This is a genomic window from Pseudomonas sp. FW305-E2 (genome assembly GCF_058782925.1).
The window spans coordinates 260956-281159 of sequence record NZ_JBYSYE010000002.1 but is presented as its reverse complement, the minus strand read 5'-3'; the positions used below and the strand labels follow the sequence as shown (position 1 = coordinate 281159).

Here is a 20204-nt window from a genome sequence, read left to right as displayed (position 1 = left end):
CTACGACGTTGATAGGTTGGGTGTGTAAGCGCTGTGAGGCGTTGAGCTAACCAATACTAATTGCCCGTGAGGCTTGACCATATAACACCCAAGCAATTTGCTACGCAGATTGCGGTGGTGAAGACGAAAGACCCGAAGATTCGTAAGACCACAAATATCGCATATCCGAATTCGCTGGGCTGTCCATCTGGACATTCTGGCAACAGAATTTCTTGACGACCATAGAGCATTGGAACCACCTGATCCCATCCCGAACTCAGTAGTGAAACGATGCATCGCCGATGGTAGTGTGGGGTTTCCCCATGTGAGAGTAGGTCATCGTCAAGATTCATTTCGCAAAACCCCTATCTGCGCATGCAGGTAGGGGTTTTGTCTTTGTGGGCAAAAAAGGAGATGGCACCGGCTTCGCCGGTGTTCGCGGGTAAACCCGCTCCTACGGGGAAGGGGGCAACGCCAGGCAGGGGCGCACACTCTCCAGGCCACCAACGTCACCTCCCCTATGGATCGGGAGTGCCACGCTGCGGATGGCACCGCGTTGAAGTGCCCGCTCCCACAGCCTGATGGCATTCGGCCGTTTCATGTGCGCGTGATATCGTTCCCCTCTCAGCCATCAGCGCCTCCAGAGACCTTCCGATGCCCCACACCGCCCATCTCCACCCAGGCTTCATGATCGTCCACGGCAACCGCCTCGACGACCTGCGTAGCCTGGTAGTGAGCTGGATGCGTCGCTACCCGCTGGCGCCTCTGGAAAACGAAATTGCCCTGGTGCAAAGCAATGGCATCGCCCAATGGCTGAAGCTGGCCCTGGCTGAAGATCCGCTGGAAGATGACCAAGGCGGCTGCGGCATCGCCGCTGCCATCGATGTGCAACTGCCCGGTAGCTTTATGTGGCAGCTCTACCGCAGCGTGCTTGGCCGTGGCGAAATTCCCGAAGTGTCTCTGCTCGACAAGGCACCACTGACCTGGCGGCTGATGCGTCTGTTGCCAGCGCTCATCGAGCGTCCGCATTTCGAGCCACTGCGGCGCTTCCTCACCGACGACAGTGACTTGCGCAAGCGCTACCAGCTAGCCGAGCGCCTGGCCGACCTGTTCGACCAGTACCAGGTCTACCGTGCCGATTGGCTCAAGGACTGGGCCAGTGGCGAGCACGTCATCAACACGGCCCGCGGCGAGCGCAAAGTACTGCCGCCAGGCAACCGCTGGCAAGCCGAGTTGTGGCGAGCATTGCTCGAGGATGTTGGCGAGCAAGGCATGGCGCAGAGCCGCGCCGGAGTACACCAACGTTTCATCGAGCGCATCAACAGCCTGGAGCAGGCGCCTGCAGGGCTGCCACCGAGGGTGATCGTGTTCGGTATCTCTTCGCTGCCGGCCCAGGCCCTGGAAGCGCTGGCAGGCCTGTCGCGTTTCAGTCAGGTATTGCTGTGCGTACACAACCCATGCCGCCACCACTGGGCCGATATCGTCGCCGACAAGGACCTGTTGCGCCATCAGTACAAACGTCAGCAACGCAAGCAAGGCATGCCCCTGCAACTGGACGACCAGACGCTGCACCAGCATGCCCACCCATTGCTGGCTGCCTGGGGTAAACAAGGCCGCGACTACATCAACCTGCTCGACAGCTATGATGACCCAGGCAGCTACCAGGGCGTGTTCAGCGACGGCCGTATCGACCTGTTCAGCGACGGTTCGCCCACCACGCTGCTCAACGAACTGCAGGACGACATCCTGGAATTGCGCCCGCTCGCCGAGAGCCGCGAACGGTGGCCACCAGTCGACACCACAAAAGACCGCTCGATCCGCTTCCATGTTGCGCACAGCCCGCAACGTGAAGTGGAAATCCTCCACGACCAGCTGTTGGCCCGCTTCAGCGCCGACCCGACTTTGCGCCCGCGCGACGTAATCGTCATGCTGCCGGACATCGACACGTATGCGCCGCATATCCGCGCCGTCTTCGGCCAGTTGCAGCGCAACGACCCGCGCTACATCCCGTTCACCCTGACAGACCAGGGCCAGCGTGGTCGCGAACCTTTGCTGATCGCGCTTGAGCACCTGCTCAAACTGCCTGACAGCCGCTTCGCGGTCAGCGAAGTGCTCGACCTGCTGGACGTGCCGGCAGTCCGCGCCCGCTTCGGCATCCGCGAAAACGATCTGCCCACGCTGCACCGCTGGATCGAGGGCGCTGGCATTCGTTGGGGCCTTGACGCCGCGCAGCGGGCGAGCCTGGGCTTGCCCGCCGGGCTCGAACAGAACAGTTGGCGTTTCGGCTTGCGCCGCATGCTGTTGGGTTATGCCGTGGGGGTGGGTGAGGCCTGTGATGGTATTGAGCCCTACGATGAAATCGGTGGCCTGGACGCGGCACTGATCGGCCCGCTGGTCGCGTTGCTCGATGCGCTCGAAGTCGCCTGCCAGGCCTTGTCCGAGCCTGCCACCGTCAGCCAGTGGGGCGAGCGACTGCATGCCTTGCTGCACGTGTTCTTCCTCGCCGAGGACGAGGGTGATGAGTTCCTGTTGATGCAGTTGCAGGATTTGCGTGATAGCTGGCTTGAGGTGTGCGAGACCGTCGGCCTGCACGACCCGCTACCGCTTACCGTGGTGCGTGAAGCCTGGTTGTCGGGCCTTGATCAGGGCAAGCTGTCACAACGTTTCCTCGCCGGCTCGGTCAACTTCTGCACACTCATGCCCATGCGCGCGATCCCGTTCAGGGTGGTCTGCCTGCTGGGCATGAACGATGGCGATTATCCGCGTGCGCAGCCACCGCTGGACTTCGACCTGATGGCCAGCGACTATCGCCCCGGCGACCGCTCACGCCGCGAAGACGACCGTTACCTGTTGCTTGAAGCGCTACTGTCCGCACGTGACCAACTGTATGTCAGCTGGGTCGGGCGCAGTATTCGCGACAATAGCGAACGCCCGGCCTCGGTGCTGATCGGCCAGTTGCGCGATCACATCGCTGCGGGCTGGCATTTGGCCGACGCGCAGCAGGGCCAGCCCGCGAAACCGGGCGAGCAACTGTTGCACGCACTGACCCAGGAGCACCCGCTGCAGCCGTTCAGCCCTCGGTACTTCCAGAAGGGCAGCCCATTGTTCAGCTATGCCCATGAATGGCAGGTGCTGCACCAGCAAGGTGAGGCAGACGAGCAGAGCGAGCCGGGCCTGCCGCCTTATCAGGACGCTGAAGCCCTGAGTTTGCACCAGCTGAATGACTTCTTGCGCCACCCGGTACGGCACTTCTTCAGCCAGCGCTTGAAGGTGTACTTTGAGGCGCTGGAAGCGCCGACCCCGGACGAGGAACCCTTCGTCCTCGATACCCTGCAACGCTACGGCGCCAGTGAAAGCCTGCTTGGCGCCGCCTTGGCCGAACCGGACAACGCCGAACAGGCCTTGCGCGCCCAGGCCCGACGCCTGCAGGCCTGCGGTTTGCTGCCGCTAGCAGGTTTCGGCGAACTGCTGCAAAACGAGTTGATCGAACCGCTGCCGGACCTGCTGCAACGTCACCAGCAATTGCTGCAACGCTGGCCACAGCTGGTCGAGGGCGCTTTGCCGGTGCATTTCGAGCACGGTCAGCACCGTCTGGAGGGCTGGCTGGGCCGGGTGTTCCAGGCGGAAGATCAGAGCCTTCTCAGCATCACCACAGTACCCAACACTATCAGTGCCGGGCGCAACAACCTGAAGTGGCACCGCCTTATCGCGCCCTGGGCTACGCACCTGGCGGCCTGTGCAGCGGGCTACCCCTATAACAGTGCATTGGTAGCCAGTGACCTGACCCTGTTGCTTGCACCGCTGCCGCAAGCGCTGGCCGCGCAACTGCTGGGCGACCTACTGGTGGCCCGTCAGGCGGCAATGAATGCGCCGTTGCCAGTCGCGGCCAAGACCGCGTTCGCCTGGTTGGCCCAGGACGATGCCGATAAAGCCATGGCCGCAGCAGCTCGCGCCTACGAAGGCGACGAACGCACCAGTTTTGGCGAACGGAGTGAAAGCATTGCCTTGGCCCGCCAGTTCCGGGACTTTGCAGCACTCACTGCTGACGAAACGTTTGAAGGCTGGTGCGAAACCTTGTATCGCCCGTTGTTCACCGCCCCTTGGCAGACCTTGGGCAACCCGGAGAAAGGCGCATGACCCAGGACCGTCCTCTGGCACTGAGTTTCCCCCTGCACGGTAGCCAGCTGATCGAGGCCAGCGCCGGCACGGGCAAGACCTTCACCATTTCGGCGCTGTACCTGCGCCTGATCCTCGGTCACGGTGGCGAACAGGGCTTCGAGCGCGAGCTGCTGCCACCGCAGATCCTTGTGGTGACCTTCACCGACGCCGCGACCAAAGAGCTGCGCGAGCGTATCCGCGCCCGCCTGGCTGAAGCCGCACGGTTCTTCCGTGGCGAGCTGGAAGGCGCCGATCCGCTGTTGCACCAACTGCGTGACGATTACCCACAAGAGACTTGGCCGCGTTGCGCCGGCCGGTTGGAAATCGCCGTGCAGTGGATGGACGAGGCTGCGGTATCGACCATCCATGGCTGGTGCCAGCGCATGCTGCGCGAGCATGCCTTCGACAGCGGCAGCCTGTTCACCCAGACCCTGGAAACCGACCACAGCGAGTTGTTGGGCCAGGTCATGCGCGATTACTGGCGGCGCTTCTGCTATGGGATGCAAGGTGACGCACTGGCCTGGGTGCGCGGCAACTGGGGGAGTCCAGACGCCTTGCTGCCGCGCATTCGCCCACTGTTCGGCCGTGTGCGCGCCCAGCAGGATGGGCCAGAGCCCGCCGCATTGATCCAGGCATCGCTGCAGCAACGTGGTGCACAGTTGGCCCGGATCAAGGCGCCATGGGCACAGTGGGCCGAGGAACTGCGGCAAATCTGCCGCGATGCGCTGGCCGCCAAACAGGTCGACGGCCGCAAGATGCAAGCCCGTTACTTCGAGCCCTGGTTCGACAAGCTCTGCGCTTGGGCCAGCGATGAGCAACTGGTAGAGCTCGACTTGGGCACCGGCTTTACCCGGCTGACCCCGGCGGGCATGGCCGAGGCCTGGAAGGGAGAACCTCCCGAGCACCCAGCCCTCAACGCCATGCAGCACTTGCAGCAACAACTGCAGGCCCTGGACAGCCCGGATGCCCCTCTGCTCGAGCACGCGGCCAGTTGGGTATCGGCACGTTTCGAAGTGGAGAAGCGCCGGCGTGCAGAAATGGGCTTCGACGACATGCTCGTGCGCTTGCAGCACGCACTCGCCAGCGAGGCCGGCGAGCGCCTGGCCAGTCTGATTCGTGAACAGTTCCCGGTTGCGCTGATCGACGAATTCCAGGACACCGACCCGGTTCAGTACGGCATTTTCGAGCGCATCTACCAGATCAGTGAAAACCGCGCCGAAACCGGTCTGTTCATGATCGGGGACCCCAAACAGGCGATCTACGCCTTCCGCGGTGCCGACATCTACACCTACCTTGCGGCGCGGCGCGCCACCAGCGGCCGTCTGCACAGCCTGGACACCAACTACCGCTCCAGCAAAGCCATGGTGGCGGCGGTCAACCAGGTGTTCCTGCAGGCCGAGGGGCGTGAAGCGGGGCGGGGTGCATTCCTGTTCCGCGAGGCCGATGACAACCCGCTGCCATTCATCGAGGTGCGCGCCAAGGGGCGTGGCGAACAGCTGCTGATTGACGGTGAAGTCAGTGCAGCCCTGCAATGCTGGCAGCTGGAAAGTGAAGAGCCAGTCTCCAGCAGTGTTTACCGCCAGCAACTGGCCGCCAGTTGCGCCAGCCATATTGTCGCCTTGCTCAATGGCGGCCAGCAGGGCACGGCGGGTTTCCAGAATGCCGAAGGCGAATTGCGCGCCTGCTTGCCCTCGGACATTGCCATCCTGGTGCGCGATGGCCATGAGGCGCAGATGGTCCGCGCCGAACTGGCCGCACGCGAGGTGCGCAGCGTCTACCTGTCCGACAAGGACTCGGTGTTTGCCGCCCAGGAAGCCCACGACCTGCTGGCCTGGCTGAAGGCCTGCGCCGAGCCTGACTCGGAGCGCCTGCTCAAGGCTGCTCTGGCCAGCCTTACACTGGGCCTGTCGCTGGCTGCGCTGGACCGGCTTAACCAGGACGAGCGGGTCTGGGAAAGCTGGGTGATACGTTTTCGCCTGTACCGCGACACCTGGCAGCGCCAGGGGGTGTTGCCGATGTTGCGTCACCTGCTGCATGACTTCCAGCTACCGCGTACGCTGATTCGCCGCAGTGATGGCGAGCGGGTGCTGACCAACCTGCTGCACCTGGCCGAGCTGCTGCAGCAGGCCGCTGGCGAGCTGGACGGCGAACAGGCGCTTATCCGCCACCTGGCCGAGCACCTGGCCAGTTCCGGTCAGGCCGGTGAAGAGCAGATCCTGCGCCTGGAGAGCGACGAACAGTTGGTCAAGGTGGTGACGATCCACAAGTCCAAGGGCCTGGAATATCCCTTGGTATACCTGCCATTCATCTGCACCAGCAAACCGGTGGATGGTAGCCGTCTACCGCTGGCCTGGCATGACAGCGAAGGTAACGCCCACCTCACCCTCACACCTGACGAGGAGCAGATCGAGCGCGCTGACGACGAGCGCCTGGCCGAAGACCTGCGCCTGCTCTACGTGGCCCTGACCCGTGCCCAGCATGCATGCTGGCTGGGTGTCGCCGACCTCAAGCGCGGTAATCAGAAGAGCTCGCAGCTGCATCGCTCGGCGTTTGGCTACCTGCTGGGGGGCGGCCTGGCCCTGGCTGGCTCGGCGCAGCTGACGGACTGGTTGCAGACGTTGGCGGCGAAGTGCCCGCACATCACTTGCCCAGGCCTGCCGCAGGCGGATGAGCAGATATATCGCATGCCACACGCCGAGCGTGAACTGCTGCCGGCACGCAGGCCACGCCATGCGCCTGCCGAGCACTGGTGGATCGCTTCGTACAGTGCCCTTCGTGTCGGCGATCAGACCCTCGGCGCCGACAGCTCGCAGGCCCAGCAACTGCTGGATGACGAGGTGCCCGATGCCCAGGTGTTGCGCGAGGTCCCCGCCGACAGCGGCGATATCCATCGCTTCCCGCGGGGGCCTAACCCCGGCACCTTCCTCCATGGTTTGCTGGAGTGGGCAGGCCGTGAGGGCTTCAGCGAGGTCAGCGGTAACCCTCAGCTGATCGAGCGTACCGTTGGCCAGCGCTGCAATCGCCGTGACTGGGCCGGCTGGATCCCCACCCTGAGCCACTGGATGCAACGTTTGCTGGGCGAGGCGTTGCCGCTGCCGGGCAGCGACCAGAGCGTAACGCTGGGCCAGCTGCGTCATTACCAGATCGAAATGGAATTCTGGTTCGCCAGCCACCGGGTCGACGCAGAACAACTCGATCGCCTGGTGGCACGCCACACCCACCCCGGTCTGGCGCGCCCAGCTGCGCAGCCGACTGTGCTAAACGGCATGTTCAAAGGGTTCATCGACCTGGCGTTCGAGCTGGACGGGCGTTACTACGTGACCGACTACAAGTCCAACTGGCTGGGTGCGGACATCCAGGCCTACGATGCCATGGCCATGGAAAAGGCGATTCTTGAGCACCGCTACGACCTGCAGTATGTGCTGTACCTGCTGGCCCTGCACCGCCAGTTGCGCGCGCGGCTGGCGGACTACGATTATGACCGCCATGTTGGCGGCGCCCTGTTCATCTTCCTGCGCGGTGCCAGCAGCAGCGGCCACGGCGTGTACCACGCCAAGCCACCGCGTGAGCTGATCGAAAGCCTCGATGCACTGTTCCGTGGTGAGCACGCGCCAGTACAGCAGGACCTGTTTGCCGGAGTTGCGCCATGAGCCGAAGCCTTGTCGACCTGTTGCCCACCCCGTTGCACGCAGAGCACCTGCTGGCGCTGGCACCGCAGCACAACAGCGCTGATTTGCTGCAATTACTCGACCGCTGGGTTGAGCGGGGCTGGCTACGTGCCCTGGACCGCGCATTCGTGTCGTTCCTGGAAGAGCGTGCCCCCGGCAGTGATCCCTTACTATTGCTGGCAGCGGCGCTGGCCAGCCACCAACTGGGGCACGGACATGTCTGCCTCGACCTGCAACAAACCTTGGCCGAGCCGGATTTCGCCCTGTCGTTGCCGCCGGAAGGTGACGCCCTTATCGGCCCTTTGCTACTGCCATCGCAACTGCTGGCCAACCTTGACTTGAATGCCTGGCTTCAGCGCATCATCGCCAGCCCGCTGGTGGCCGCAGGTGATACGCCTGGCCAGCAGGCGCGGCCGCTGGTACGCAGTGGCGAGCGCCTTTACCTGCGCCGTTACTGGCGTTACGAACGGCGCATCGACCATGCCCTGCGCCAGCGCCTGAGTCAGGCCGAAGCACCGCCTGCGGATCTGCCAGAGCGCCTGGCGCAACTGTTCGAGGGCGGCGCGCCAGCTGGCCAGGTGGACTGGCAGAAGCTTGCCTGCGCCTTGGCTACCCGGGCCGGTTTCAGCATCATCACGGGTGGCCCCGGCACCGGCAAGACGACCACCGTGGTGCGCCTGCTGGCGTTGCTGCAGGCGCCGGCAGTGGAGCAGGGTAGGCCACTGCGCATCCGCCTGGCTGCACCGACCGGCAAGGCCGCTGCGCGCCTGACCGAATCCATTGGCCAGCAAGTCGAGCGCCTGCAAGTCAGCGCCGAAGTACGCGGGCAAATCCCCACTGAAGTCAGCACCGTGCATCGTCTGCTCGGAAGCCGCCCGGGCTCGCGGCACTTCCGCCACCACGCTGGCAACCCGTTGCCGTTGGATGTGCTGGTGGTCGATGAGGCGTCGATGATCGACCTGGAAATGATGGCCAACCTGCTCGATGCCTTGCCGCCGCGGGCGCGTCTGGTGCTGCTGGGCGACAAGGACCAGTTGGCCTCGGTCGAGGCCGGCGCGGTGCTGGGTGACCTATGCCGGGATGCTGAGGAGGGCTTTTACTCGCCGGCGACTGCTGCGTGGCTTCAGCAGGTCAGTGGCGAGTCGCTGGCCGGCAGTGGCCTCAAGGCCGGCGATGAGCAGCGCCACCCGTTGGCTCAGCAAGTGGTGATGCTGCGGTTTTCACGGCGTTTCGGTGAAGGCAGCGGTATTGGCCAGTTGGCCAGACTGGTCAATCGTCAGGATGCTCACGCGGCGCGCAACCTGCTGGCCGCGCCGCCTGCTGACGTGCACAGCCTGTCGCTCAAGCACGAGCAGGATCGTGCTTTCGACCGCCTGTTACTGGACGGTCTGAACCGCGGTACCGATGGACCGCAAGGCTACCGCAGCTACCTGCGCACCCTTGGGCGTTACCGGCCAGCACTTGATACCGCCTTTGACGACCCCGCCTGGGAGCAATGGGCGGGCAAGGTGTTGCGCAGTTTCGAGGATTTCCAGTTGCTGTGCGCGGTGCGCCGGGGCGCCTGGGGGGTCGAAGGCCTGAATGAACGGGTGGCGCGGGTGCTGCACAATGCCGGTCTGATCGACAGCCAGCAGCCTTGGTACGAAGGACGCCCGGTGCTGGTGACCCGCAACGACTACGGCCTGGGCCTGATGAACGGTGACATCGGTATAGCCCTGCGCCTGCCGGATGAGCAGGGCCAGCCGCTGCTGCGTGTGGCCTTCCCGCGCAACGACGGCAGTGGTGGTGTGCGGTTCGTTCTGCCGAGCCGGCTCAACGAAGTGGAAACGGTATTCGCCATGACCGTGCACAAGTCCCAGGGCTCGGAGTTCAGCCACACTGCCCTGGTGCTGCCGGATGCGCTCAACCCGGTGCTGACCAAGGAACTGGTGTACACCGGCATCACGCGGGCCAAGCACTGCTTCAGCCTGGTCGAGCCACGCCAAGGCATTTTCGAAGAAGCGGTGGCGCGCAAAGTACGGCGTATTTCCGGGTTGATGCTCGAGCAGGTCTAGGGCCATGACACCCATTACACGTGGCTGCAGGCTCATACATTAAAGCGGCCATGTGCTATCGTTGCGCCGATATCGGAAGGGGCTTAAAGGGATTTCCCACATGAACGTGGCCGCAAGGCGAGTGACAAGCTGTGCGCTTTCGCTATTGCTGGCCGTCCTGTTCCTTTCTGCAGGCGCTGCCCGGGCAGACCCCGGCACAACCGCCGCCCAGGCACAGCAACGCGCCAAGGCAGTCACCCAGGTAGTACTGGGTATCTTCAGTTACGCCCGCTGGCCCGTCGAACCCTCTCCTTTGCGCCTGTGCCTGGTCGGCCCGACCGAGTACGCCGACGATCTCATCAAGGGCCATGTCCAGGAGTCCGGCCGGCCGCTGCAGGTGCGGCGCTTGCTGGCAGAAGACACCCAAGTCGCCCAGGCCTGCGATGCCCTCTACATTGGCAAGCTTGACCAGGGCCAGCGGGATCGGCTGTTCCAGCGTATCGGCGGCCACCCGGTGCTGAGCATCAGCGAGGCGGATGACCCCTGCACGGTCGGCAGCCTGTTCTGCCTGCGGGTCAGCGACCAGCAGGTGGCCTTTGAAGTCAATCTCGACTCGGTGGCACGCTCTGGCGTGCGTATTCACCCCAGCGTGCTGCAGTTGTCGCGGCGCCGGGGGGGGCAGCCATGAAACCGACCCGCAAGCGTACGGTGCGCCCGACCCTGCGCTCGGTGCTGGGCCGTGGTCACCTTAGCGTCGCCTTGCTTGCCGTTGGCCTGGCGGGTATCTCCCTCACCCTGCTGGGCGTGCTCGCCCTGCGTGTCTATGCCAACCATAACCTGCAGTTGATCGCCCGCTCGATCAATTACACGGTAGAGGCGGCGGTGGTGTTCGATGACAGCGCCGCTGCCAATGAGTCGCTGGCGTTGATTGCCAGTACCGAAGAAGTGGCCGAGGCCAAGGTCTTCAACAACGAGGGCGAGCAACTGGCGCACTGGCAACGCGACAATACCGGCATGCTCGCGCAGCTGGAGGTGCAGGTTGCCAGCGCCTTGCTGGATGAGCCGGTCATTTTGCCGATCGTGCACCAGCAACAGCAGGTCGGGCACATCGAGCTGGCAGGCCAGGGCAGGAGCCTGTTGCTGTTCCTGCTCAGTGGCTTGGCCGGTATCCTGTTCTGCACGGTCCTCAGCGCCTTGGCTGCCCAGTATCTGTCGCGGCGCCTGCTCAGCGATATCACCCGCCCGCTGCGTGGCCTGGCCAGTGTCGCCCATGCCGCCCGCCGCGAGCGCAGCTTCGACCGGCGCGTACCAGAAGCGCCGATTGCCGAGCTGAACGAGCTGGGTAATGACTTCAATGCTCTGCTGGATGAACTGGAGGTGTGGCATAGCCACCTGCAGAGCGAAAACCAGACCCTTGCCCATCAGGCCAGCCACGATAGCCTGACCGGCTTGCCCAACCGCGCCTTCTTTGAAGGGCGCCTGAGCCGCAGCGTGCGGAATGCGGCGCGTCAGCAGGACCACCTGGCACTGCTGTTCCTCGACAGCGACCACTTCAAGCAGATCAACGACACCCTTGGCCACGCCGTGGGTGACGAGGTGTTGATCAGCGTGGCCGAACGTGTGCGCGCCCAACTGCGCGAGCACGATCTGGTGGCGCGCCTGGGGGGCGACGAGTTTGCCGTGCTGTTGACGCCTTTGCATACGCGCAAGGACGCCGAACACATTGCCGAGAAGATCGTTGCCAGCATGAAGCTGCCGGTGCAACTGGACAGCGGCCGCAGTATCTCCACCTCGCTGAGTGTCGGTATTGCCTATTACCCGGATGACGGCGCTGACCCCGCCAGTCTTCTCAATGCCGCCGATGCGGCAATGTACCAGGCCAAGCGCGAACGCCGTGGCCATTGGCAACTGGCGCAGACGGAACGGTCCGCCAACGAAATCAGGAACAGGAGTTGAACCCGTGATGCACGCTTTACGTTTTCCGCTTTGGGCCTTGTTGCTCGCCATGCTGGCGCTGACGGGTTGCCAGAGCGCGCCCCCGAAAGGCCTTACCCCAGAACAGATTGCCGTGCTCAAGCGCGAAGGTTTCACCCCGACCGATGAAGGTTGGGCCTACGACTTGTCTGGCAAAGTGTTGTTCGGCAGCGATCTGGACAGCCTCAATGGCCAGAGCCAGGCGATTGTCGAGCGCATCGGCAAGGCGCTGCTCGGCGTTGGTATCCAGGGCGTGCGGGTGGACGGGCATGCCGACTCGTCGGGCAAGGCGGCGTATAACCAGCAGCTGTCCGAGCGCCGCGCGCAAAGCGTGACCAAGGCGCTGGTGGGGATTGGCATGCAGGCGCAGAACATTCAGAGCCGTGGCCTGGGCAGCAGCCAGCCGGTGGCGGACAACCGCACCAGCGCCGGGCGTACCGAGAACCGTCGAGTGTCCATCGTGGTAGCGTCCTACTGATCGTCGCCGCTCGGGCAGTCACATATATATCCTGTGGGAGCAGTCAACGCGCTGTCTGGCACCGGCTTCGCCGGTGTTCGCGGGCAAGCCCGCTCCCACAGGGTCTGTGCTTGACTTTGGAAATGCGCAGCCCCATGAGTCACATATCCCCTGTGGGAGCGGGCGTGCCCGCGAAGCAGGCAACGCGCTGTCTGGCACCGGCTTCGCCGGTGTTCGCGGGCAAGCCCGCTCCTACAGGGGCTGTGTTGGCTTCGGAAATGCGCAGGCCCATCAGTCCTGGGCAAAGCGCATCTCGCGGGTTTGCCCCATCAACAACGGCGCATTCGCCTCGGTCACCGACCGGATGTAATCCCACAGCAAGGTAATCCGCTTCAGCTTGCGCAAATCCTCCCGGCAATACATCCAGAACTGCCGCGTCACCTCGATCTCCTCCGGCAACACCGTGACCAATCGCGGGTCCTGCGCGGCGAGGAAGCACGGCAATATTGCCAGCCCACGCCCCTGCAGCGCTGCCGTGTACTGCGCGATCACGCTGGTACTGCGCAAATGTGCGCTGGCGTTGGGGATCAGGTTGGCCAGGTACAGCAGCTCGGAGCTGAACGCCAGGTCATCCACGTAACTGATGAAGGGGTGTTTGGCCAGGTCCGTCACCTGGCGGATCGGCGCGTGGCTGTCCAGGTAGCCCTGGGTGGCATACAGCCGCAGGCGGTAGTCGCACAGCTTGCAGCACACATAAGGCCCGTGCTCGGGCCGCTCCAGCGCGATGACGATGTCCGCCTCACGCTTGGACAGGCTGATGAAGTGCGGCAGCGGCAGGATGTCCACCGAAATCGCCGGGTAGGCGTCGACGAAGTGGCTTAGCTGCGGCGTGATGAAAAAGCTGCCAAAGCCCTCCGTGCAGCCCATGCGCACATGGCCCGACAACGCCACCCCCGACCCGGACACCTGCTCGCACGCCATGTGCAGCGTGCTCTCGATCGATTCGGCATAGCCCAGCAGGCGCTGGCCCTCGGCGGTCAGCACAAAGCCGTTGGTGCGCGACTTTTCGAACAGCAAGGTGCCCAGCGCACCCTCCAGCGAGCTGATGCGTCGCGACACGGTGGTGTAGTCCACGCTCAGCCGTTTGGCGGCACTGCTGGCCTTGCGGGTGCGAGCCACTTCGAGGAAGAACTTCAAATCGTCCCAGTTGAGCGCGCTCAGGGATGTGAGGTCTTTTTGCATGATGATCCGGTTTTTTTGTGCGTTCTTGTTGGATGTTTGCACATCTATACTCGAAACAAGCCTCAGGACGCCACCCCGCGTTTGCCCGGCGCTGGCGATCTCGTCCCGACAACAATTCCAAGGAGAACGCAGATGAACGCACCGCAATCCCCTAACAGCACCAAGGTCGAGCAGGTCAAGCTGCTGATCGACGGCCAGTGGGTCGAGTCCAAAACCACCGAATGGCGTGACATCGTCAACCCGGCCACCCAAGAGGTGCTGGCGCGCGTACCGTTCGCCACCGTCGAGGAAGTCGATGCAGCCGTGGCCGCTGCTCACCGCGCTTTCCAGACATGGCGTAACACCCCGATCGGCGCGCGCATGCGCATCATGCTCAAGCTGCAGGCGCTGATCCGCGAACACACCAAACGCATTGCCCAGGTGCTCAGCGCCGAGCAGGGCAAAACCCTGGCCGACGCTGAAGGCGATATCTTCCGCGGCCTGGAAGTGGTCGAGCACGCGGCGTCCATTGGCACCCTGCAGATGGGCGAATTTGCCGAGAACGTCGCCGGCGGTGTTGATACCTACACCCTGCGCCAGCCGATCGGCGTATGCGCTGGCATCACCCCGTTCAACTTCCCGGCAATGATCCCGCTGTGGATGTTCCCTATGGCCATTGTCTGCGGCAACACGTTTGTGCTCAAACCGTCCGAGCAGGACCCGTTGTCGACCATGCTACTGGTCGAGCTGGCGCTGGAAGCCGGCGTGCCGGCCGGTGTGCTGAACGTGGTGCACGGCGGCAAGCAGGTGGTGGATGCCATTTGCACCCACCAGGACATCAAGGCGATTTCCTTCGTGGGCTCTACTGAAGTCGGCACGCACGTTTACAACCTTGGCAGCCAGCATGGCAAGCGTGTGCAGTCAATGATGGGCGCCAAGAACCACGCGGTGGTGTTGCCTGATGCCAACCGCACACAAACCATCAATGCGCTGGTGGGTGCTGCCTTTGGCGCGGCGGGCCAGCGCTGCATGGCGACCTCGGTGGCGGTGTTGGTGGGCAAGGCCCGCGAATGGTTGCCGGATATCAAGGAGGCTGCCAGCAAGCTCAAGGTCAATGCTGGCTGTGAGCCGGGCACCGACGTTGGCCCGGTGGTATCCAAGCGGGCCAAGGAGCGTGTGCTGGGCCTGATCGAAAGCGGTATCAAGGAAGGCGCCAAGCTGGAACTTGACGGCCGTGACGTCAAGGTGCCGGGCTACGAGCAAGGCAACTTCGTCGGCCCAACCCTGTTCTCGGGCGTGAAGACCGACATGCAGGTGTATACCCAGGAAATCTTCGGCCCGGTGCTGGTGACCCTGGAAGTCGATACGCTCGACGAGGCCATCGCCCTGGTCAACGCCAACCCGTTCGGCAACGGCACCGGCCTGTTCACCCAGAGCGGCGCTGCGGCCCGCAAGTTCCAGAGCGAAATCGATATTGGCCAGGTCGGCATCAACATCCCGATCCCGGTACCCGTACCGTTCTTCAGCTTCACCGGCTCGCGGGGTTCCAAACTCGGTGACCTCGGGCCGTACGGCAAGCAAGTGGTGCAGTTCTACACTCAGACCAAGACCGTCACTGCTCGCTGGTTCGATGACGACAGCGTCAACGACGGTGTGAACACCACCATTAGCCTGCGCTAAGGAGTACGTCATGCGTATCGCATTCATCGGCCTGGGCAACATGGGCGCGCCCATGGCCCGCAACCTGATCAAGGCCGGGCATCAGCTGAACCTGTTCGACCTGAACAAGGCCGTGCTGGCCGAGCTGGCAGAACTGGGCGGGCAGATCAGCCCCTCGCCCAAGGACGCGGCGGCCAACAGCGAGCTGGTGATCACCATGCTGCCGGCCGCAGCCCATGTGCGCAGCGTGTACTTGAGCGAGGACGGCGTACTGGCCGGCATTCGCCCTGGCACGCCGACCGTTGACTGCAGCACCATCGACCCGCAGACCGCACGTGATGTGTCCAAGGCCGCAGCGGCAAAGGGTGTGGACATGGGGGATGCGCCGGTTTCCGGTGGTACTGGCGGCGCGGCGGCCGGCACCCTGACGTTCATGGTCGGCGCCAGTACCGAGTTGTTCGCCAGCCTCAAGCCGGTACTGGAGCAGATGGGCCGCAACATCGTGCACTGCGGGGAAGTCGGTACCGGCCAGATCGCCAAGATCTGCAATAACCTGCTGCTAGGCATTTCGATGATCGGCGTGTCCGAGGCCATGGCCCTGGGGAACGCGCTGGGTATCGATACCAAGGTGCTGGCTGGCATCATCAATAGTTCGACCGGGCGCTGCTGGAGCTCGGATACCTACAACCCGTGGCCGGGCATCATCGAAACCGCACCGGCATCGCGTGGCTACACCGGTGGCTTTGGCGCCGAACTCATGCTCAAGGACCTCGGGCTGGCTACCGAGGCGGCACGCCAGGCACACCAACCGGTGATTCTAGGTGCCGTGGCCCAGCAGTTGTACCAGGCCATGAGCCTGCGAGGCGAGGGTGGCAAGGACTTCTCGGCCATCGTCGAGGGTTATCGCAAGAAGGAGTGATGCGAGAGGTGGACTTCATCGCGGGCCAGGTGGCCTTCCCTCTGTAACTGCGCACCAGAGGGAAGGGCGCCTGCTCCGCGATTTTTTTCGTCCACGCCCACAGGTATTGCGCGGCCGTTGTAGGCGCGGGTTCACCCGCGAATGCTGCAGATGCCTCACCGCCGCATTCGCAGCTAAACCCGCGCCTGCAAATTAGGCGAAGACGAAATACTTACGTACAGTCTCGACCACTTCCCAGGTACCTTTCATGCCTGGCTCGATCACGAACACATCACCTGCTTTCAGGTGTTTCGGTTCTTCGCCTTCCGGGGTGATGATGCAATAGCCATCGAGGAAGTGGCAGAACTCCCATTTATCGTAGTTGACCTCGAACTTGCCCGGGGTGCAGATCCAGGTGCCCATGATCTTGCTGCCGTCGGCCGACAGGTAGGCATTGAGGTTGACGGTGTGCGGATCGCCGCCGATGCGCTTCCACTTGGTGGCGTCCACGACCGGCGTCGGGCAGGTTTCGCGCAGGACGGTGATGAAATCGGACATGGCACAACTCCTGGTGACTGGCTGAATGACGGGTCACCATAGGCCCAACGGCCGCGCAGCAGTTGCCTGGGCTCGACGTCCAGGTGTCTGGTCGCGCTATGGCAGGCGGTTTACCTCGACAGTGATGTGCGCCAACTCTTCGTGCACGGCCAGGGCCTGGCGCACGCCGTCGGCATTCAGTGTGGCCTGGGTGGCCAGGCCAAGAATGCAGGCGTACTGGTCCCTGCCCACCCGCCAGACATGCAGGTCGGTGATACTGGCCGGCGCCGGCAATTGCGCGACCACTTCGCGGATTTCCGCCACAACCGGGGCGTCCATCTCGGCGTCCAGTAACACTCGCCCGGTATCGCGCAGCAGGCCACGGGCCCACAGCGCGACCAGCAGCGCACCGACGAGGCCCATCGCTGGGTCGAGCCAACTGGCGCCCCAGAACTTGCCGGCCAGCAAGGCTGCAATGGCCAGCACCGAAGTGGCGGCATCGGCCATCACATGCAGGTAGGCCGAGCGCAGGTTCAGGTCGTGGTGGTGGTGGTGATGGTGATGGTGATGATCGTGGCTGTGAGGGTGATGGTCATGATGATGGTCATCGCGTAGCAGCCAGGCGCAGATGAGGTTGACGGCGAGGCCCGCCACGGCAATCAAGATGGCCTCGTCATAGTGGATCTGTCCCGGCACCAACAGCCGTTCCACCGACTGGAACGCCATCAGTCCGGCCACGCCCAGCAATAGCAATGCGCTGGAGTAGCCGCCGAGAATTTCGATCTTCCAGGTGCCGAAGGCAAAGCGCCGGTCACCTGCATAGCGCCGAGCGGCAGCGTAGGCCAGCAAGGACAGGCCAAGTGCCAGGGCGTGGGAGCTCATGTGCCAGCCGTCGGCCAGCAGCGCCATGGAGTTGAAGTACCAGCCTCCGGCAACCTCCGCCACCATCATCACTGCGGTCAGCCAAACCGCCAGGCGGGTTTTGCGCTCAGCGCCCAGGTTGCTGGTGTGGAACTGGTGGCTGTGCTGCCAGCGGTCTGAGGTTTGTGTCGCCATGGTTTATCATGCTCCCGGAAGATCGAGAAAAATACTATACCCCAGTATACCTAGCATGGCGTGAAACCCAATGGCACATACCCTGAAGAGCAAGAAGCAGCTGTTGACCCGGGTGCGCAAGATCAAAGGCCAAGCCGCCGCCCTGGAGACGGCGCTGGAGCAGGACAAGGACTGCCTGGCGATCCTGCAGCAGATCGCTGCCGTGCGCGGCGCGGTGAACGGGCTGATGGCCGAGGTGATGGAAGGGCACATCCGCGATCACCTCGTGGCGGACGGCCTGAGTGCCGAGGAACGGCAGGACGAGGCAGACAAGGTGGCAGCGTTGCTGCGTTCTTATCTGAAGTAGGAGGTCGCCGTACCCTTTCACGAATACCCCAGGGGGGTATCAATACCTTCACGGTCCGAGCGGTACGCGAACGCGTTTGTGGAAGCAGGCGTGCCAGCGAAGGCTGTCAGTGGGTAAGGGTGGATACCAGTCCGGCGGCATAGCCTGGTAATGCCGCGAAATCCCGCGCGCACACCAGCAGCCGGCGGTTGGCCCATGGCTCCTGCAGCGCCACCCAGTGCAACGGCAGCATCCCTTGCCAGCGCTGCACCGCTGCCAGCGGCACCACCCCGATTCCGGCCCCGCCCGCGACCATGCGGATCACCCCATCAAACCCCTCTGCTCGTACCCGAACCTGCATGCGCTGCCCCTCGTGCAGCGCTTGCTCTTCCAGGTACAACCCCAGTGCACTGCCGGCCCCCAGGCCGACATAGCCATGGGCCAGGCTGTCGACGAAACTTGGCGCCAGCGCACTGGCCAGTGGGTGGCCCTGTGGCGTCACTAGCACCAGCGGGTCGTCTCGAAACGGCCGGGTCTGCAGGTGCTCGCTGGGGGCGGCTGTGGACACGATGCCCAGGTCGGCCATGCCTTGGGTGATTGCCTGCACGATGCGCAAACTTGGCAGCTCTTGCACATCCACGCTGACTCCAGGGTTTTCAGCCAGGTAGCTGGCCAGCAGTTCGGGCAGGTATTCGGTCAGCGCTGCGGTGTTGCACAGCAGGCGCACCTGGCCTTGCTGCCCTTGCGCGTACAGGCCCAGATCGAACTGCAGGCGTTCGACCTGCTGCGTTATCAGCCGTGCATGCTGCAAGAGTGCTTGGCCAGCCGGCGTTGGTTGTACGCCACGGCGGTTACGTTCCAGCAAGGGAATGCCCAGCGATGCTTCCATGGCGCGGATGCGCGCACTGGCCGCTGGCAGCGACAGATGGCTGCGGTCGGCGCCGGCGGTGATGTTGCCGCACTCCAGGGTGTGCTGAAACAGCTTGAGGTCGATCAGGTCGAAATGCATGTGGCTCTGTCCGGGCAAGAGGCTGGCTGAGTATATGGCAGATTCTCACGTCGCCCGGGGCACGGCATCATCGGCCCATGACTACCTTGCTCGCGTTTTACCAGAACATTGGCCCGGCACTGTCGTTGCTGGTTGTACTGACCTTTCTGCTGGCGGGCGCAGTGAAGGGGGTCATCGGCCTGGGCCTGCCGACCATTGCCATGGGCCTGTTGGGCCTGGCTATGCCACCTGCGCAGGCAGCCGCGTTGTTGATCGTGCCCTCGACACTCACCAACCTGTGGCAGCTGGCCAGCGGCGGGCACCTGCGAGGGTTGTTGGTCCGTCTGGGGCCAATGCTGGCATTGATCTTTGTCGGCACTTTGCTGGGCAGCGCCTGGCTGGGAATCAACAGTGGCCCCTGGGCTGTGCACGCGCTGGGGGGCGCCTTGCTGGTCTATGCGTTGTATGGGTTGGTCGGCCCGGGCTTGCAGGTAGCCCCGGGACACGAGCGCTGGCTGGGACCGCTTTGCGGGCTGGTCACGGGTGTGGTCACGGCGTCGACCGGGGTGTTCGTGATGCCAGCGGTGCCTTACCTGCAGAGCCTGGGCTTGAGCCGCGAGCAGATGATCCAGGCCCTGGGCCTGTCGTTTACGGTGTCGACCCTGGCCTTGGCCCTAGGCCTGGCCGGGCAGGATGCCTTGGGTGGCCAGGCGCTGGGGGCTTCGCTGCTGATGCTGGCGCCGGCCTTGCTCGGCATGCTGGCGGGCCAGTGGCTGCGTCAGCGGATCAGCGCGCTGCTGTTCAAGCGTTGCTTTTTCATCGGGTTGGCCGCACTCGGCGTCCATCTGCTGATCAACGGCTAGCGGACGAAGCGCTGAGCATGTCGACCCTCTGGATATCGAAATCGCGCTCCAGGTAATCCATGCGTTTTTCGAAGAAGGCAGCCATGTGCGGGAGGGCCGAGTGCACGTCCAGCGCGGCCTTGTCGGCCCACACTTCGAAGAACACAAACAGGCTCGGGTCCTGCTGGTCGCGCAGCATGTGGTATTCGATGCAGCCAGGTTCCTGGCGGCTTGGCTCGACGTAGGGACGGAACAGGTTTTCGAACGCATCAGCCATTTCCGGGCGGGTCTTGGCTTTGAGGATAAAGGCGAACGGCTCACTCATGGGGCGCTACTCGGTGATGGGGGGTGACGCTATTCTACGGCAATAATGTATTGCTCATTCGTGACTTCTGGTCAATTGTATTTT

General features: G+C 63.6%; 15 protein-coding genes and 2 rRNA genes. 12 read left to right on the top strand and 5 right to left on the bottom strand.

Annotated elements, in window-relative coordinates; genetic code table 11:
• The 8 genes from AC3WLP_RS03905 to yfiB all read left to right on the top strand — a co-directional run.
• Nucleotides 1-81 (top strand): 23S ribosomal RNA (locus AC3WLP_RS03905); the annotation flags it as partial.
• A gap of 130 nt (nt 82-211) precedes the next feature.
• A 5S ribosomal RNA gene (gene rrf / locus AC3WLP_RS03900) occupies nt 212-327 on the top strand.
• Between the two features lie 306 nt (nt 328-633).
• Nucleotides 634-4116 carry an exodeoxyribonuclease V subunit gamma gene (gene recC, locus AC3WLP_RS03895; RefSeq protein WP_088513308.1) on the top strand — a complete coding sequence of 1161 codons (3483 nt, stop codon included), beginning with the start codon at nt 634-636 and terminating at the stop codon, nt 4114-4116.
• Nucleotides 4113-7787, top strand: a complete 3675-nt coding sequence (gene recB / locus AC3WLP_RS03890; RefSeq protein WP_088513309.1) for an exodeoxyribonuclease V subunit beta — start codon at nt 4113-4115, stop codon at nt 7785-7787. Before recC ends, recB begins: the two co-directional genes overlap by 4 nt.
• Complete coding sequence (recD, locus tag AC3WLP_RS03885; protein WP_088513310.1) at nt 7784-9859, top strand: exodeoxyribonuclease V subunit alpha; 2076 nt, start codon at nt 7784-7786, stop codon at nt 9857-9859. Before recB ends, recD begins: the two co-directional genes overlap by 4 nt.
• Before the next feature lie 100 nt (nt 9860-9959).
• The gene (yfiR, locus tag AC3WLP_RS03880) at nt 9960-10526 is read left to right on the top strand and encodes a regulatory sequestration protein YfiR (RefSeq protein WP_017147955.1); all 567 of its coding nucleotides are present in this window, start codon (nt 9960-9962) and stop codon (nt 10524-10526) included.
• Nucleotides 10523-11794 (top strand): diguanylate cyclase DgcN/YfiN, encoded by a 1272-nt coding sequence (gene dgcN, locus AC3WLP_RS03875; RefSeq protein WP_003251568.1) that lies wholly within the window; start codon nt 10523-10525, stop codon nt 11792-11794. Before yfiR ends, dgcN begins: the two co-directional genes overlap by 4 nt.
• A 4-nt stretch (nt 11795-11798) precedes the next feature.
• On the top strand, nt 11799-12290 hold the full coding sequence (gene yfiB / locus AC3WLP_RS03870) for an outer membrane lipoprotein YfiB (RefSeq protein WP_041168526.1): 492 nt from the start codon (nt 11799-11801) through the stop codon (nt 12288-12290).
• A gap of 270 nt (nt 12291-12560) precedes the next feature.
• Here the strand turns inward: yfiB and AC3WLP_RS03865 are convergent, their stop codons facing one another.
• Complete coding sequence (locus AC3WLP_RS03865) at nt 12561-13511, bottom strand: LysR family transcriptional regulator (protein ID WP_014859456.1); 951 nt, start codon at nt 13509-13511, stop codon at nt 12561-12563.
• 132 nt (nt 13512-13643) lie between these two features.
• On the opposite strand from AC3WLP_RS03865, the gene AC3WLP_RS03860 reads away from it, so the two are divergent.
• Both AC3WLP_RS03860 and mmsB read left to right on the top strand, forming a co-directional pair.
• On the top strand, nt 13644-15170 hold the full coding sequence (locus AC3WLP_RS03860) for a CoA-acylating methylmalonate-semialdehyde dehydrogenase (protein ID WP_003251574.1): 1527 nt from the start codon (nt 13644-13646) through the stop codon (nt 15168-15170).
• A gap of 10 nt (nt 15171-15180) precedes the next feature.
• Complete coding sequence (gene mmsB / locus AC3WLP_RS03855; RefSeq protein WP_012053718.1) at nt 15181-16068, top strand: 3-hydroxyisobutyrate dehydrogenase; 888 nt, start codon at nt 15181-15183, stop codon at nt 16066-16068.
• 192 nt (nt 16069-16260) lie between these two features.
• Here mmsB and AC3WLP_RS03850 read toward each other — a convergent pair whose 3' ends face one another.
• Together AC3WLP_RS03850 and dmeF are read right to left on the bottom strand one after the other, a co-directional pair.
• The gene (locus AC3WLP_RS03850) at nt 16261-16605 is read right to left on the bottom strand and encodes a cupin domain-containing protein (RefSeq protein WP_003251579.1); all 345 of its coding nucleotides are present in this window, start codon (nt 16603-16605) and stop codon (nt 16261-16263) included.
• A 96-nt stretch (nt 16606-16701) separates the two neighbouring features.
• Nucleotides 16702-17640: a CDF family Co(II)/Ni(II) efflux transporter DmeF gene (gene dmeF, locus AC3WLP_RS03845; RefSeq protein ID WP_012053717.1), complete on the bottom strand. Its 939-nt coding sequence runs from the start codon at nt 17638-17640 to the stop codon at nt 16702-16704.
• A 70-nt stretch (nt 17641-17710) separates the two neighbouring features.
• Here dmeF and AC3WLP_RS03840 point away from each other — a divergent pair, with 70 nt between their 5' ends.
• Nucleotides 17711-17986 (top strand): metal/formaldehyde-sensitive transcriptional repressor, encoded by a 276-nt coding sequence (locus AC3WLP_RS03840; RefSeq protein WP_003251584.1) that lies wholly within the window; start codon nt 17711-17713, stop codon nt 17984-17986.
• 106 nt (nt 17987-18092) lie between these two features.
• On the opposite strand, the gene AC3WLP_RS03835 is transcribed toward AC3WLP_RS03840, so the two are convergent.
• Nucleotides 18093-18974, bottom strand: a complete 882-nt coding sequence (locus tag AC3WLP_RS03835) for a LysR family transcriptional regulator (RefSeq protein WP_012053716.1) — start codon at nt 18972-18974, stop codon at nt 18093-18095.
• 77 nt (nt 18975-19051) lie between these two features.
• Here AC3WLP_RS03835 and AC3WLP_RS03830 point away from each other — a divergent pair, with 77 nt between their 5' ends.
• Nucleotides 19052-19816 (top strand): sulfite exporter TauE/SafE family protein, encoded by a 765-nt coding sequence (locus AC3WLP_RS03830; protein ID WP_014754443.1) that lies wholly within the window; start codon nt 19052-19054, stop codon nt 19814-19816.
• On the opposite strand, the gene AC3WLP_RS03825 is transcribed toward AC3WLP_RS03830, so the two are convergent.
• Nucleotides 19806-20120 (bottom strand): putative quinol monooxygenase, encoded by a 315-nt coding sequence (locus tag AC3WLP_RS03825; RefSeq protein WP_003251589.1) that lies wholly within the window; start codon nt 20118-20120, stop codon nt 19806-19808. The two genes, AC3WLP_RS03830 and AC3WLP_RS03825, sit on opposite strands and share 11 nt — an antisense overlap.
• Nucleotides 20121-20204 lie beyond the last annotated feature (84 nt).

Coding starts and splice junctions, on each gene's coding strand:
- recC (WP_088513308.1), top strand. CDS start 634: ATGCCCCACACCGCCCATCTCCACCCAGGCTTCATGATCGTCCACGGC.
- recB (WP_088513309.1), top strand. CDS start 4,113: ATGACCCAGGACCGTCCTCTGGCACTGAGTTTCCCCCTGCACGGTAGC.
- recD (WP_088513310.1), top strand. CDS start 7,784: ATGAGCCGAAGCCTTGTCGACCTGTTGCCCACCCCGTTGCACGCAGAG.
- yfiR (WP_017147955.1), top strand. CDS start 9,960: ATGAACGTGGCCGCAAGGCGAGTGACAAGCTGTGCGCTTTCGCTATTG.
- dgcN (WP_003251568.1), top strand. CDS start 10,523: ATGAAACCGACCCGCAAGCGTACGGTGCGCCCGACCCTGCGCTCGGTG.
- AC3WLP_RS03865 (WP_014859456.1), bottom strand. CDS start 13,511: ATGCAAAAAGACCTCACATCCCTGAGCGCGCTCAACTGGGACGATTTG.
- AC3WLP_RS03860 (WP_003251574.1), top strand. CDS start 13,644: ATGAACGCACCGCAATCCCCTAACAGCACCAAGGTCGAGCAGGTCAAG.
- mmsB (WP_012053718.1), top strand. CDS start 15,181: ATGCGTATCGCATTCATCGGCCTGGGCAACATGGGCGCGCCCATGGCC.
- AC3WLP_RS03850 (WP_003251579.1), bottom strand. CDS start 16,605: ATGTCCGATTTCATCACCGTCCTGCGCGAAACCTGCCCGACGCCGGTC.
- dmeF (WP_012053717.1), bottom strand. CDS start 17,640: ATGGCGACACAAACCTCAGACCGCTGGCAGCACAGCCACCAGTTCCAC.
- AC3WLP_RS03840 (WP_003251584.1), top strand. CDS start 17,711: ATGGCACATACCCTGAAGAGCAAGAAGCAGCTGTTGACCCGGGTGCGC.
- AC3WLP_RS03835 (WP_012053716.1), bottom strand. CDS start 18,974: ATGCATTTCGACCTGATCGACCTCAAGCTGTTTCAGCACACCCTGGAG.
- AC3WLP_RS03830 (WP_014754443.1), top strand. CDS start 19,052: ATGACTACCTTGCTCGCGTTTTACCAGAACATTGGCCCGGCACTGTCG.
- AC3WLP_RS03825 (WP_003251589.1), bottom strand. CDS start 20,120: ATGAGTGAGCCGTTCGCCTTTATCCTCAAAGCCAAGACCCGCCCGGAA.